At 62.0% G+C, this 12,481-nt stretch carries 7 protein-coding genes and 1 tRNA gene; 3 read left to right on the top strand and 5 right to left on the bottom strand.

Annotated features, from left to right (window positions below; translation table 11 throughout):
* Positions 1-47: 47 nt before the first annotated feature.
* The 3 genes from glgX to malQ form a co-directional block, all read right to left on the bottom strand.
* On the bottom strand, positions 48-2,189 hold the full coding sequence (gene glgX / locus PG897_RS05520) for a glycogen debranching protein GlgX (RefSeq protein ID WP_201880138.1): 2,142 nt from the start codon (positions 2,187-2,189) through the stop codon (positions 48-50).
* A complete protein-coding gene (gene glgB, locus PG897_RS05515) occupies positions 2,189-4,366 on the bottom strand; it encodes a 1,4-alpha-glucan branching protein GlgB (protein ID WP_043171911.1) in 2,178 nt (725 codons plus the stop codon). Before glgB ends, glgX begins: the two co-directional genes overlap by 1 nt.
* Positions 4,367-4,448: 82 nt before the next feature.
* Positions 4,449-6,638 carry a 4-alpha-glucanotransferase gene (gene malQ / locus PG897_RS05510; protein WP_054543477.1) on the bottom strand — a complete coding sequence of 730 codons (2,190 nt, stop codon included), beginning with the start codon at positions 6,636-6,638 and terminating at the stop codon, positions 4,449-4,451.
* Positions 6,639-6,985: 347 nt separating this feature from the next.
* Here malQ and gap point away from each other — a divergent pair, with 347 nt between their 5' ends.
* Positions 6,986-7,981 (top strand): type I glyceraldehyde-3-phosphate dehydrogenase, encoded by a 996-nt coding sequence (gene gap / locus PG897_RS05505; RefSeq protein WP_005304894.1) that lies wholly within the window; start codon positions 6,986-6,988, stop codon positions 7,979-7,981.
* A gap of 115 nt (positions 7,982-8,096) precedes the next feature.
* Entirely contained in the window at positions 8,097-8,963 is an 867-nt protein-coding gene (locus tag PG897_RS05500) for a D-hexose-6-phosphate mutarotase (protein ID WP_270828778.1), read from the top strand.
* Positions 8,964-9,034: 71 nt separating this feature from the next.
* Here PG897_RS05500 and nadA read toward each other — a convergent pair whose 3' ends face one another.
* Entirely contained in the window at positions 9,035-10,108 is a 1,074-nt protein-coding gene (gene nadA / locus PG897_RS05495; RefSeq protein ID WP_270828777.1) for a quinolinate synthase NadA, read from the bottom strand.
* A gap of 140 nt (positions 10,109-10,248) precedes the next feature.
* Between nadA and PG897_RS05490 the strand changes: the two genes are divergently transcribed.
* Complete coding sequence (locus tag PG897_RS05490) at positions 10,249-12,354, top strand: methyl-accepting chemotaxis protein (RefSeq protein WP_270828776.1); 2,106 nt, start codon at positions 10,249-10,251, stop codon at positions 12,352-12,354.
* Between the two features lie 49 nt (positions 12,355-12,403).
* On the opposite strand, the gene PG897_RS05485 is transcribed toward PG897_RS05490, so the two are convergent.
* Positions 12,404-12,479 (bottom strand) — tRNA-Val (locus PG897_RS05485).
* Positions 12,480-12,481: the final 2 nt, after the last annotated feature.

Below are 12,481 nucleotides of genomic sequence, written 5' to 3'. Positions count from 1 at the left end.
TTGCCGTGAATAACGGTGCCCAGCATACCCAGTCAGGGCGCCGCACTCTACCCCGCCAGCGGGAACTGTGATCCCGTTGGCAACACGGCGGCAACATCCGCAGTGGCAAGCGCCTCTTCCTCCGCCAGCGCCACCGCACTCAGGGCTACCCGCTCCAGCAGCTTGAGGGAGTGGGCCCGGCCCACCGCCACCTGCCGCTTGATGTCGTCGGGCAGGAACGGCAAGCCGTCATTGGTGGCGGTGTCGATGGTCTGGATCCACTCCATGCCATCCCCCGGCGGCGGCAAGCGAAACTGGATGTCGTAGTCGCTGGCGTTGAACAGCACGAACCAGCGCTCCCCGCCGCAACCGATCATCCCGATGTCCATGGCAAACGCCTGCCCCATGGGGGCGTGCCAGTCCTGATCGGTGAGCTGATGACCGTCCGGGTGATACCAGTTGACCTGGTGGCAGCTGCTGGAGGCACCGTTCCAGCTGTCGTCGCTCAGCTGCAGGTTGGAGAAGACGGTGGACTCCGCCCGCAGCGCCATCATCTGCTGGGTGAAGGCGAGCAGCCGCTCGTCCTCCGGTCGCCACTGCCAGTTGACCCAGCTGATCTGGTTGTCCTGGCAGTAGGCGTTGTTGTTGCCTAGCTGGCTGCGGCCCATCTCGTCGCCGGCGAGGAAGTGCGGTGTCCCTTGTGACAGCAGCAGGGTGGCGATCAGGTTGCGCTTCTGCTGCTGGCGCAGGTTGTTCACCCTGGGGTCGAGCGTCGGCCCCTCGACGCCGTGGTTGCAGGAGAGGTTGTTGCCGTGGCCGTCCCGGTTGTCCTCGCCGTTGGCCTGGTTGTGGCGCTGGTTGTAAGAGACCAGATCCTCCAGGGTGAAGCCATCGTGATAGCAGAGGTAGTTGACGCTGGTATGGGGGGAACGCCAGTTCTTCGGGAACAGATCCCTTGAACCCACCAGCCGGGTGGCAAAGTCCCCCATCTTGCCCGCATCGCCGCGCCAGAAGGCGCGCACCGTGTCGCGGTAGCGGTCGTTGATTTCCAGCCACTGGCTCGGGAACTGGCCGAGCCGATAGCCGAAGGGGCCGATATCCCAGGGTTCGGCGATGAGCTTGACCCGCGCCAGCACGGGATCCGCCATCATGGCCTTGAAGAAGGCCCCCATGGGGTCGAACTCCCCCGCCTCGCGCGCCAGGGTGACCGCCAGATCGAAGCGAAAGCCGTCCACCTGCATCTCGGTGACCCAGTAGCGCAGGGCGTCGAGCACCAGCCGCAGGCTGTTGGGGTGATCCAGATTGACGCTGTTGCCGCAACCGGTGACGTTGGCGTGGCGAGTGTAATCGGGGCCGTGGGCCCCCGCCTCGAAGGCGTAGTAACCAGCGTTGTCAAAACCCTTGAAGGAGAGCACTGGGCCGTCGAAGCCCGCCTCTGCGGTGTGGTTGTAGACCACGTCCAGGATCACCTCGAGCCCGGCCCTGTGCAGCTCGCGCACCATGGTCTTGAACTCGGTCACCGCCTCCTGAGCCGCATAGCGCGGCTCGGGGGCGAAGAAGGCGATGGGGTTGTAACCCCAGTAGTTGGTGAGCCCCAACTGCTCGAGCCTGGGCTCGGACATGAAGGCCGCCACCGGCATCAGCTGCACCGCGCTAACGCCGAGGGACTTGAGATGTTCGATGATGAGCGGGTGGCAGATCCCCAGATAGGTGCCGCGCAGCTCGCTCGGCACCCCCTGATGCTGGCGGGTGAGGCCCTTGACGTGGGCCTCGTAGATGACGGTGCGGGCTGGCTCGATGGCGGGCTTGCCCACCCCCTGCCAGTCGAAGGCATCATCCACCACCACCGACTTGGCCACCATGGCCGCGCTGTCCCCCTGATAGAGGGCATCGTCCCAATAGGTGGGGCGGCTGAGTGCCTTGGCATAGGGGTCGATCAGCAGCTTGTCCGGGTCGAACAGCATCCCCTCCTGGGAGATGCCGTGCACCCGGTAGCCGTAACGCTGGCCGGCCCGAACCCCGCGCACATAGCCGAAGCGATACTGGCCGCGTCGGCCAGGCAGCTCGAGACGGGCCAGCTCCCGCTCCTGCTCATCGAACAGGCAGAGTTCCACCATGTCCGATTGCGGTGCCCAGACGCAGAAGTGACAACCCGTCTTGTCGAGCAGCACTCCCAGCGGGTAGTCCTGCCCCTTTTCCATTGCAAACATCAAGGCTCCTGTTTGATGAACAAGGTCGCGAGCGGCGGCAAGTCCAGCACTATGCTGTGCGCCATCCCCTGCCAGGGGGTCGGCTCGGCGACGAACACCAGACCCACATCATAGTTGCTGCCCCAGTAATGCTCGCTGTCGGTGTTGAGCACCACCCGGTAGTGACCGGCCGCAGGCACCCCGAGACGATAACCGATACGCGGCACCGGGGTGAAGTTGCAGGCCACCACCAGCGGGTTGGCTCCCTGCTTGTCGGCCCGCAGCCAGGCGAAGATGCTGTTGTCGGCGTCGTTGTGATCCAGCCAGCGGAAGCCGTTCTGCTCATAGTCCGCCTGATACAAGGCAGCTTCATGACGGTAGAGGTGGTTGAGGTCGTGGATCAGTCGCTGCTGGCCGCCATGCTTGGGATACTGCAGCAGGTGCCAGGGCAGCTGGGCATCGTGATTCCACTCGTTGCTCTGGGCGATCTCGGTGCCCATGAAGTTGAGCTTCTTGCCGGGATGAGCATACATGAAGCCCATGTAGGCGCGCAGGTTGGCCGCCTGCTGCCACTCGTCCCCCGGCATCTTGTAGAGCATGGAGTGCTTGCCGTGCACCACCTCGTCGTGAGAGAGCGACAGAATGAAGTTCTCGTCATAGTGGTACACCATGGAGAAGGTCATGTCGTTGTGATGGTAGCGACGGTGAATGGGCTCCTTCTGCATGTAGGTGAGGGTATCGTGCATCCAGCCCATATTCCACTTGAAGCCAAAACCCAGACCGCCCAGGAAGGTGGGACGGGAGACCCCGGCAAAAGCGGTGGACTCCTCGGCGATGGTCATGGCGTGGGGGTACTTGCCGTACACCTCCTCGTTGGTCCACTTGAGCAGGCTGATCGCCTCGTAGTTGTGGTTGCCGCCATCGACGTTGGGCACCCACTCCCCCTCGTTGCGGGAATAGTCCAGATAGAGCATGGAGGCCACCGCATCCACCCGCAGGCCGTCGACGTGGAACTTGTCGAGCCAGAACAGGGCGCTGGCCACCAGGAACTGGCGCACCGTATTGCGACCGAAGTCATAGATGTAGGAGTTCCAGTCCGGATGCCAGCCGCGGCGCGGATCTTCGTACTCGTAGAGCGGGGTGCCGTCGAAGCGAGCCAGCCCGTGGGCATCGGACGGGAAGTGGGCGGGCACCCAATCCAGAATCACGCCGATCCCGGCCTGGTGGCACTGGTCCACGAAGTACTTGAAGTCGTCGGCACTGCCGTAGCGACTGGTGGGGGAGAACATGCCCACCGGCTGGTAGCCCCAGGAGCCGCTGAACGGGTGCTCGGAGACCGGCAGCAGCTCGATGTGGGTGTACTCCATCTCTTTGACATAATCGACCAGCTCCACCGCCAGCTCGCGCCAGCTCAGGCTGTCGCCGTTGGGGTGGCGCTTCCAGGAGCCGACGTGCAGCTCATAGATGGAGAGCGGCTGCTCGCGCTTGTCGTTGAGCTGGCTCTCGCGCCAGGCGGCATCCTGCCACTGGTACTGGTCGTGGTCATAGACCACGGAGGCGAACGAGGGGTACTGCTCGCAGTAGAAACCCACCGGGTCGCTCTTGTGCGGCAGCCGGTTACCCATGGGGTCTTTCAGTTCGAACTTGTAGCGATCCCCCGCCTTGAGGCCCGGCACAAACAACACCCAGTGACCGCACTGGCTGCGCTGCATCGGGTGACGACGGCCATCCCAGAAGTTGAAATCGCCGATCAGGCTCACCGCGGTGGCGCTCGGCGCATAGACCGCAAAGCGCACCCCTTCCACTCGCTGGTCCAGATGCTCCACGGTGCGCAGCTGGGCTCCGAGCGTGTGGTAGAGGTTTTCCGGTTGGTAGGTGAGCTCCGCCAACCCGGCCCAGCCCGCATCCTGGAACTGATAGGGATCGATGACCTCGACGGTGGTATCTGGGTAGTCGGCAAGCAACTGGTAGGGGAAGGGATTTTTACGGCGGGTGAAAACAGTTTCAAAGAGGCCCGAATCATCGGTGGGCGCCAGGGTGGCAACAATCTTGCCCGACTTGAGATCCCTGACCCTTACGGCCTGGGCATCGGGTAACCAGACGGTCAGCTTGAGGCCGGGCCCATCCGGATTGGCCTGCAGGCCTAAGTGGGAGAAGGGATCGGAACAGCGGGCTGCAACCAAACGTTCAACGAGCATCGAGATTTCCTTTCATAGCTGAGCATCCGCTCCGGCCTGGGCCGAAGCGGATGTAAGTGAGTCACGTTTTGTCGGCAGTGGCTCAACGACTGGCCTCGTCACGGGCCTGGCTCATCTTGCCTGCCAGCGCCTTGAGCGCCTCATTGGCAAAAATATCCTCCAGATCGGTGGAGAGCTTGCGGCGCCAGTTCGGGTACTCGTAACTGGTGCCCGGCACGTTGACCGGCTTGTCCATCTCCAGCCAATCCTCCAGCTGGGTGCTGAACAGGGCACAGCTGCCGCGGGACATGTGCAGTTGCAGACCGTGGTTGAGCTCGGTGTTCATGCCAACCCAGTTCACGTCGTGGCTGATGTTGCCGGAGATCACCCCGTGGCCGTGCAGGCTGTCGAGAATGCGCTGCTTGGCCTGGTGGCGATCAGCATACAGGGTCTTGAGTACGTCTTCATCCGGATACAAACCCAGCTCGCGCCCCAGCGCCAGATCGTCACAATGCCAGAAGCCCTTGAGGGTCGGCATGTCGTGGGTGGTCAGCGCCGACATCGCCTGCTCGGCATAGTGAGCCGGGGAGATGAAGCCACCATCGGCCTTCGAACGTTCGAAGAAGAACACCTTGTAGGAGTGGACGCCGTTCTCTTTGAGGGTCACATCGATCCCCTCCGGCACGGTACCGAGATCCTCGCCGATCAGCAGACACTGGTTGCGGTGGGACTCGAGGGCCAGGATGCCGAGCAGATCGTTGACCGGGTAATAGATGTAGGCGCCTTTGGCGGCGGACTCTCCGGGCGGCACCCACCACAGGCGCAGTAAGGCCATCACGTGGTCGATACGCAGCGCGCCGCAGGAGCGCATGTTGGCGCGGAACAGATCCACCATGGGCTGGTAGGCCGCCTCGAACAGCTGGTTCGGGTTCATGGGGGGCAGACCCCAGTTCTGACCGAGCGGGCCCAGGATATCGGGCGGCGCACCGACCGAGGCTTTCGGGCAGTAGAGATCCCGGTTGGCCCAGATCTCGGTGGAACCTTCGGAGACGCCCACCGCCAGATCGCGGTAGATCCCCATCACCATGCCCGCCGCCTTGGCACGGGCGTCGGCCCGGGCCAGCTGCTCGTCGGCCAGGAACTGCAGATAGAGGTAGAAATTCACGTCCTGACTGTGCTCGGCCATCCAGGCCGCCACTTCAGGATTGTGATAGTCGCGAAACGGCTCCGGCCACACCGGCCAGCCCCAGGCATTCTCGCCCTTGGCATAGAAGTGGGCTTGCAGGGCATCGAAGGCGGCCTGTTGTTGCAGGCTGTCGCCGCCGGCGGCAACGAATGTATCGAAGGCGGCCTGACGCTCGGCACTCAAGCTGGCCTGATCGAACACCTGGCGCAGCATGCCGAGTTTGGTCTCGATGACGCCGGTGTAATCCACGTTGCCCTTGGCACGCAGCTCGCTCAGATGCTGCTGGAAAGCGGGGCTTGCCACTTCCGCCTTGAGACCAGCGTTCCCTTGGAATTCGGGCACCGCTTCCACATCGATGTAGGCCACGTTGAGCCAGCGTCGGGACGAGGGGCTGTAAGGGCTGGCGCTCTCCGGGTTGGCCGGATAGAGGGCATGGATCGGGTTGAGGCCAACGAAGTGGGCGCCCCAGGCGGCCATCTTCTCGACCAGCTGACCCAGATCGCTGAAATCACCGATGCCCCAGTTGTGGCGGCTGCGCAGGCAGTAGAGCTGCACGCTCGGGCCCCACACCTTGCGGCCATTGGCGATGGGAGGCTGCTTGTAGCACGCCTTGGGCGCGACGATGAGGCGCATGGTGGCGAGCGGCTCGTCGTTGCCCTCCTCCAGCAGGATCAGATCGTGATAACCCAGCTCTGGCTGCACATCCAGGGCCACGCGATAGGCCTGGCACTCCATCTCTTCGAATTCGGCCACGCCGACCAGCTCACCGTCGATGGGGGCAAGCTGACCGGACAACAGGCCGCCCTGCTCCAGCTTGAGCTGCCAGGTGAGGGCGTCGTTGACGAATTCGATGGGCAGACGGACTTCGAGGGTAATGGGCTCGCCGCTGCGGACCACCATCACGGGATCCAGCGCACGCAGCCAGTGCTGGCGGTGTTCCTGCTCAAGCTGCTCGGTCAGGGCGGCCTCGTCGTCGACGCGGTAACCCATGGCGCCCAGCATGGCGGCCTTGCTCTCTTCGGATACCTGAGCCGGGTGGCCCCAGGCATCAACATACTCGCTGGCGATACCTTTAGCGGCAGCCAGCTGTTCAATCAGGGTGGTCATAGTTTGAGAATTCCCGCTGTGGATTCTATCTATACTATTTTGATTAATTTTTATGGGTGGTACTTGAACAGTGGCTCTATGGGCCATGCTAAACCGCGCACATTTTTACACATCTGTCTGGCTGGTTGTGTGACCGAGTAGGCACTATTGTTGATAACTGCCACGCCGGTTCAATCGATAGTTATTTCGCCAAAAGCTGGTAGTCAGTTACATAAACAGAAAATAAATTTCACAGTTTTTCATGATATAGCGCAATTTCAGACAGATTGTTGGTTGACTCGCTGGGGAGTTCTAGTAAATTTACAAGCGGAATTTTCTTTGACTACTGAACAGTTAGGTAACCAATTATGACTATCAAAGTAGGTATTAACGGTTTTGGCCGCATCGGTCGCTTCGTCTTCCGTCTGGCTTGCGAGCGCAACGACATCGAAGTTGTTGGTATCAACGATCTGATCGACGTTGACTACATGGCTTACATGCTGAAGTACGACTCCACTCACGGCCGCTTCAAGGGCACCGTTGAAGTCAAAGACGGCAACCTGGTTGTCAACGGCAAAACCGTACGTGTTACCGCTGAACGTGACCCGGCCAACCTGAAATGGGATGCCATCGGTGTTGACGTTGTTGCCGAAGCTACCGGTCTGTTCCTGACCGACGAGACCGCTCGCAAGCACATCGCTGCCGGCGCCAAGAAAGTTGTACTGACCGGTCCGTCCAAAGACGCTACCCCGATGTTCGTAATGGGCGTTAACCACGCCACCTACGCTGGCCAGGACATCGTTTCCAACGCTTCCTGCACCACCAACTGCCTGGCTCCGATCGCCAAAGTACTGAACGACACCTTCGGTATCGAATCCGGTCTGATGACCACCGTTCACGCTACCACTGCAACCCAGAAGACCGTTGATGGTCCGTCTGCCAAAGACTGGCGCGGTGGCCGCGGCGCGGCTCAGAACATCATCCCGTCCTCTACCGGTGCTGCCAAGGCTGTTGGCGTCGTTATCCCGGAACTGAAAGGCCTGCTGACCGGTATGGCTTTCCGTGTTCCGACTCCGGACGTATCCGTAGTTGACCTGACCGTCAACCTGAAGAAAGCGGCCACCTACGCAGAAATCTGCGAAGCGATGAAAGCTGCTTCCGAAGGCGCCATGAAGGGCGTGCTGGGCTACACCGAAGACGAAGTGGTTTCCACCGACTTCCTGGGCGAGCGTCAGACCTCCGTGTTCGACGCCAAGGCTGGTATCCAGCTGACCGACAAGTTCGTTAAAGTTGTATCCTGGTACGACAACGAAATGGGCTACTCCAGCAAGGTTCTGGACCTGATCGCTCACATCTCCAAGTAATTTGGGATAAGCAATCAAGTAGCTTGAAAAAGGCGGCCATGGGCCGCCTTTTTGTATTCTGGACCGGGATTATTCCACCCTTCTCTTCTGAATGTGCGCGAGCACAGGAGTCCTCATGCAACCGACACGCACTCTGACTGCCCACTGTACCCTCAGTCACCACCCGGCAGGCCAGCCGCTGCTGACCATCGACAACGGCTACGCCAGGGCACAAATCAGCCTGTTTGGAGCCCACGTACTGAGCTATCAGCGCCATGATGAACCCGCATCCATCTGGCTCAGCGACAAGGCTGTGCTGGATGGCAGCAAGCCCATTCGCGGCGGCATTCCTCTCTGCTGGCCCTGGTTTGGCCCGGCGCCAGCCCGCGTCGGCAGCGGCAAACCCTCCCACGGCTTTGCCCGCACCAGCCTGTGGACGCTGGATGGCGTTTCCGATCACGGCGACGGTACGCTCGTCCATCTGTCTCTGCGTGACAACGAGATCACTCGTCAGCTCTGGCCCCACGCCTTCGAGCTAGAGCTGGACGTACTGGTGGGCAAGGAGCTGGCCCTGGTACTGACTACCCGCAACACAGGTAAAGAGCCCCTTGTCTACAGCGGTGCCCTGCACACCTACCTGCAGATAAGCTCACCGGAGGCAGTGAGCGTCAGCGGCCTTGGCGAGCCCTATGCCGACAAGCTGACTGGCCAGAATGGCCAGCAGCAGGGCCCTCTGACCCTGAACGGGCCGCTGGATAGGGTCTACTGGCAGCCAGACGCCCAGGTCAGCATCCAGGATGGCGAACGTCAGACTCGAGTGGTCAGCGGCAACCACGACAGCGTGGTGGTCTGGACTCCCTGGCTGGAAGGGGCGAGTGCCATGGCCGACATGAGTGATGACGGTTATCGCACCATGCTGTGCGTCGAGGCGGCCATCGCCGGCGAGGCGGGTGTGACCGTTGCGCCGGATGAAGAGCACAGCTTCTCCACCGTGATCATCTGAGCCGGGTGAGGTTCAGATAAATAAAGAGGGCTCCCGCGGGAGCCCTCTCTGCCTCTCATCACCTATCCCACTCAGGCATTGCCCTGGGTCTTGAGCTTGAGCTCGGCGGCGAAGTTAAGCATGCGGTCGAGCGGGATCAGAGCCTTCACCCGCAGTGCCTCATCTACATGGATCTCGTGGCGCTCGGCGCCATCGGTCAGGGCCGACTTGATGGCCACCAGACCGTTCATCGCCATCCAGGGGCAGTGGGCACAGCTGCGGCAGGTGGCACCGTCGCCACCGGTCGGCGCTTCCACCATCTCCTTCTCCGGGCAGGCCTGCTGCATCTTGTAGAAGATGCCGCGATCGGTCGCCACGATGAGCTTCTGCTGGGGCAGCTCCCTGGCCGCCTTGATCAGCTGGCTGGTGGAGCCCACCGCATCGGCCAGTTCGATCACCGAGGCGGGCGATTCCGGGTGCACCAGCACGGCGGCATCCGGATTCTGCTCCTTCAGCTCGCGCAGGGCGCGGGCCTTGAACTCGTCGTGGACGATGCAGTGGCCCTGCCAGCGCAGCATCTCAGCGCCAGTCTTCTTCTCGATATAGGCCCCCAGGTGACGGTCCGGGCCCCAGATGATCTTGTGACCCTGGCTGTCCAGGTGCTCGACGATCTCCAGCGCGATGCTGGAAGTGACCACCCAGTCCGCCCGCGCCTTGACCGCCGCCGAAGTGTTGGCGTAAACCACCACGATGTGATCGGGATGGGCGTCACAGAAGGCGGAGAACTGCTCGATGGGGCAGCCCAGATCGAGGGAACACTCGGCCTCCAGGGTCGGCATCAGCACCCGCTTGTAGGGGCTCAGGATCTTGGAGGTCTCCCCCATGAAGCGCACCCCGGCGACGATCAGGGTCTGCGCCTCATGATCGCGGCCAAAGCGGGCCATCTCGAGGGAGTCACCGACGAAACCGCCGGTCTCCTCCGCCAACGCCTGGATCTCGGGATCCGTGTAGTAGTGGGCGACCAGCACCGCCTTGCGCTCCTTGAGCAGTGCCTTGATGTCTGCGATCAGGGTCGTCTTCTGCTCGGCGCTCAGGGGAAGGGGCTTGGCCGGAAACGGATAGTCCATCTCGACTACCGGCGGGACATTGTTCAGTGCATTGCTCATTGCGACTGTTCCATCAACGCTTGGAAAGGCAAAAATTATAACCAGAAGCCGTGCACAAACCCATCAACAAATCAGGTGCCGTGCAAGCGTCCGAATATACTCATGTCATTCGTTGTCATTCTTGCCAAAGGAGTAGTCGGATGAAACAACGTTCACTCAAGACCAAGCTGCTGCTGCTCACCATGGGTCTGTTTATCGCCAGCGGCCTCGCCATGACCCTGATGCAATCCTCCTCGCTGAACTCCCTGCGCAACGACATAGTGAGCCAGACCCGCCAGGCGCTGGAGCAGGAGGTATCCCGAACCCTGCAATTTCAAGCCGAGCGCTATGCGGTGCAGATAGCCGCCCTGCTGCAACAGTCCTATCAGGTGCCGCTGGGCATGGCGGCTCAACTGGAGGGCAGCATGGCGCAGCCTGACGGGCTGCTGAGCCGCCCCCAGGTCGAGATGCTGCTTCGCAGCCGCTTGCAGCAGGCCGGCGGTATCAGCTCCATCTACGCCCAGTTTGAGCCCGACGGGTATGACGGTCAGGATGCCAGCTGGATGGCCGGCGCCTCCCACTCCGTCGCCAGCAAGGGCAGCCTGGAGATTTACTTTACCCGGGATCAGGGGGGCCAGATCACCCAGCAGCCGGTGGATGCCGCCAGCAGTGCCGCCAAATACGACACCTCGGTCAACGAGTTCGGCATTCGCAACAGCGAGTGGTACCTGTGCGGCCGCGACACCCTGCGCCCCTGCCTGATGGAGCCCTATCTCTACGAAATCAGCCCGGGCAACCAGATGCTGATGACCAGCCTGACGGTGCCCATCCTGAAGGCGGGCAAATTTGCCGGCATCACCGGCGTCGACATGAACCTCCCCATCTTCCAGCAACTGGCCGAGAGCCTCGGCAAGAGCCTTTACGACAACCAGGCCGAGGTCACCCTGGTCAGCAAGATGGGGCTCATCGTCGGCAGCAACCGCCACGCCGACAAGCTGGGACGGCCGTTGACGGAAGCCGGCCTCACGGCCCCTACCGGCCAGGCACAGAGCACGGAGAGCGACTTCATCCTGCAGCAACCGGTCAGGATCGATGCCGCCGACAGCCAGTGGTGGCTGATGATCAAGGTGCCCAAGGCGCTGGCCCTCAGCCAGGCCAACACCATCAGCAACCAGCTGGGCGACCTGCTGCAGGCCACCCAGCAGCAGCAGTTGATCGCCATCGTCGTCGTCACCCTGCTGGCGCTGGCGTTGCTCATCTGGTTCATCCAGAGCATCACGGCCCCCCTCTCCCTCATCAGTCGCCATGTGTCTCACCTCGCCAGTCACGAGGGAGACCTGACCCAGCAGATGAAGATAGACACCCACCAGGAGCTGATCGAACTGGGCAGCCACCTCAACGCCTTCCTCGGCAAGCTGCGCGGCATGGTGCAGGGCAGCAAGCAGATCGGCCAGCAGGTGCACCAGCAGGCCAGCGGCATGAAGCAGACGGCCGATACCATGCGCAGCAGCCTGGATGAACAGAGCCTGGAGCTGGAGAGCGTGGTCAGCGCCATGCATCAGATGAGCACCACGGCAGTCAGCGTGGCGGGTTATGCGGAGCAGGCGGCCCAGGAGTCTGAGACGGCGACCCACCACATAAGCACGGCCCAGCAGACCCTGAGCCGGGCCCGCAACGAGATCCACACCCTGGTCGAGGACATGCATCAAGCCGACAAGGCGGTCGCTCAGGTTGCCCAGCGCAGCACCAACATCAGCCGCATTCTCGACGTGATCAGGGCCATCGCCGAACAGACCAACCTGCTGGCGCTCAATGCGGCCATCGAGGCGGCACGGGCCGGCGACATGGGGCGCGGTTTTGCCGTGGTGGCAGATGAAGTGCGGGCCCTGGCCAACAAGACCCGGGAGTCCACCGACGAGATAGGTCAGCTCATCGGCAGCCTGCAGACCGAAGTCAGCAGCAGCCAGCAGTTGATGAGTACCGGCATCGCCCGTTCGGCCAGCACGGTAGAAGGGACGGAGCAGGCGTTTGAAGCTCTCAACCAGGTGGTCACCCAGATCCAGCAGATCCACGACCACATCAGCCAGGTGGCCACGGCGGCCGAGCAGCAGAGCGCCGTCAGCGACACCATCAACCAGAACCTGATGCGGATCGGCGATGCCGCCACTACTCTGGGGCAGGAGGCCAATGCCAGCCACCGCCTGAGCGAGCAGTTGGAACAGGCCGCGACGGCGCTGGCCAACCAGCTCGAGCGGCTGAGAACCTGACGCCAAACAGCCATAAAAAAAGCCCGCATTGCTGCGGGCTTTTTCAATCTGGTGGTCGTTACTGGGATCGAACCAGTGACCCCCTCCTTGTAAGGGAGGTGCTCTCCCAGCTGAGCTAAACGACCTG

Origin of the sequence: Aeromonas sp. QDB20, assembly GCF_027707805.1 — a bacterium.
In the GTDB taxonomy this organism is placed as follows: Bacteria; Pseudomonadota; Gammaproteobacteria; order Enterobacterales; family Aeromonadaceae; genus Aeromonas; species Aeromonas dhakensis.
The sequence above is the reverse complement of the archived record's forward strand: the minus strand, read 5'-3'. Positions and strand labels throughout refer to the sequence as shown.

What these genes read in the sequence shown, in the direction of transcription:
- glgX (WP_201880138.1), bottom strand. Translation starts at nt 2,189, where the DNA reads ATGTTTGCAATGGAAAAGGGGCAGGACTACCCGCTGGGAGTGCTGCTC.
- glgB (WP_043171911.1), bottom strand. Translation starts at nt 4,366, where the DNA reads ATGCTCGTTGAACGTTTGGTTGCAGCCCGCTGTTCCGATCCCTTCTCC.
- malQ (WP_054543477.1), bottom strand. Translation starts at nt 6,638, where the DNA reads ATGACCACCCTGATTGAACAGCTGGCTGCCGCTAAAGGTATCGCCAGC.
- gap (WP_005304894.1), top strand. Translation starts at nt 6,986, where the DNA reads ATGACTATCAAAGTAGGTATTAACGGTTTTGGCCGCATCGGTCGCTTC.
- PG897_RS05500 (WP_270828778.1), top strand. Translation starts at nt 8,097, where the DNA reads ATGCAACCGACACGCACTCTGACTGCCCACTGTACCCTCAGTCACCAC.
- nadA (WP_270828777.1), bottom strand. Translation starts at nt 10,108, where the DNA reads ATGAGCAATGCACTGAACAATGTCCCGCCGGTAGTCGAGATGGACTAT.
- PG897_RS05490 (WP_270828776.1), top strand. Translation starts at nt 10,249, where the DNA reads ATGAAACAACGTTCACTCAAGACCAAGCTGCTGCTGCTCACCATGGGT.